The organism is Caballeronia sp. GAWG2-1, from assembly GCF_023631405.1.
Classification (GTDB): domain Bacteria; phylum Pseudomonadota; class Gammaproteobacteria; order Burkholderiales; family Burkholderiaceae; genus Caballeronia.
In genome coordinates this window covers 1-1,792 of the sequence record NZ_JALQDD010000059.1, presented here as the reverse complement: position 1 = coordinate 1,792, position 1,792 = coordinate 1, and the positions used below count along the sequence as shown (strand labels likewise).

Annotated in this window: 1 protein-coding gene and 1 pseudogene; one reads left to right on the top strand and one right to left on the bottom strand. The window is 53.7% G+C overall.

Translation table 11 applies throughout. The annotated features are described in order from the left end of the window. On the top strand, window positions 1–306 hold a 306-nt coding region (locus NCR98_RS33200; RefSeq protein ID WP_250528590.1), incomplete at its 5' end, for a hypothetical protein. Between the two features lie 418 nt (window positions 307–724). On the opposite strand, the pseudogene NCR98_RS33195 reads toward NCR98_RS33200, so the two are convergent. After that, a pseudogene (locus NCR98_RS33195) lies at window positions 725–1,792 on the bottom strand (hemagglutinin repeat-containing protein); the annotation flags it as partial.

Here is a 1,792-nt window from a genome sequence, read left to right as displayed (position 1 = left end):
CCCGCCGTGATGCTCGAACCGTTACGTTGGGTACTGTCTTCGGTAAAGGTCGACTTGCTGCTCGACGAGCCCACGCTAACACTGTCGGACGCGCGAACAACTTCGCCAAATTGTGCGGCAATGTCGGCCGACCAATCACGCATCCTAAAACAACGAAGAATAGCGCCAAACCGGCTTGAAACGGCGCCTTTGCTGATTCCAACATATACACGACTGCAAGATCAAGCACATAGAACATCAATAGTTCTAAGGCATAAATTGCAACTCGCCTACTCATTCCCGCGTCCTAAGATTTTGGTTCAGTGAAGGGATAGCCAGTACGCTTGATCCTTTTGCTCCAATTCCAAACGAGAGAATTCCTTTCATACGCCGCGCTGCCCCGTCAAACATTAATTTAGAGCGGTTCAGCCCGTCTGCCGTACAAACCCGGCGCGGCCGGGTTTGCTGCTTTTGCTTGGTCAGTTCTTGAACCAAGGACCGAATCTCTCTGGATCATCGCTCAACATTCCAGCCTTGCGTAACGGCGTCGGCAAGTACTTGGCAAGTACTAGAGATAGAATTACAAACGAAGGAAAACCAATTACGAACATTGATTCATTGTCCTCTAGTTTGAATGCTATTCTGCAAAGCCCTGCAATAAGAAACGACCAACATCCCGCACTAAACGCAGATGTTAGACCTAGCATGAAACAAATTTGGAGCGTAGCGTAAAGTCTTCTCCAGTTCATTTTTTATCACCAGCATTTCGAATGTCGTTAATTACTGTTAGACCTTTCGTTCCCACCCCATAGAGCAGGATGGCCTGCGTCGTACCATACGGCGCCACTTGGCCAGTGATCGGAGTCAACGTATTGTTGTTGATTCGCGGCACCGCGACGTCGAACATTGAACCCGATCGGTTCAAGCCGTCTGCCGTCCCCATTTTCAATGGAACAGGGGCCTTAAGCGCCATAGCTGCGGCTATAAGATTCAGACCGTCGTAGACAGCATCGCCCCACGTTGAGTTAAGCTGATTAAATCCATACCGCAATGGATTTGTACCATGCAAGCCAATACCATCGTACCGGTTGTATAGGCCGTCTGCGCCTTCAGCAACATCGCTCAGTCCAAAGGCAACCATCCATCCGCCAGCAGTACATCCAAGACCGCTTGTACAAAGTGCCGCGCCTGTCTTGGCAGTCAAACCACCCGTTATGATTTTCGCCGCGTCTTTCGCCATGCCCAGCGGATCACTCTTTGCCATGTCCGCGATCTTCTGCCTCGGTGTGTAATTGAACAACCCCGCTTCCTTCTGGTTGTTCACCCACGTCAGTTCCGGCCCGAGTTGCGCCGCTTCAACCTCACTCACATAGTTCGCGTTGTACGCCGCACTGCCCGGAGCATATTCCGCCCAACACTTCACCGCGTAACACGCCGCTTTGGTCAGCCGATCCTCTTCGGCCTTGTCTCCGTTCGCCTTGTCCGTGATTTTCTGCTTCTCATCCGGATGCAACTGCCGGTTGTACAAGTCAGCGTTCGACGCCATCATCGCCCCCGAGCCGCCGCCAACGGCAGCACCCGCGCCTGTCGCAATCACATTCGCAATAATATTCCCGAGTGCCTTGTCCGCATCTGCGTTACCCGTCGTGCTCGAAGTGGCTATAGCTTCGCTCAAATCGTTCAGATTGCCTGCAAGCGCCGCCGATACACCCGCACCAGCCGCACCGCCCGCCACACTCCCACCACCCAAGCCCGCCACCGCCGCCCCGCCCGCGATGTGCATCGCGATCCGGTACGCGCCCCCTTCCTTCCA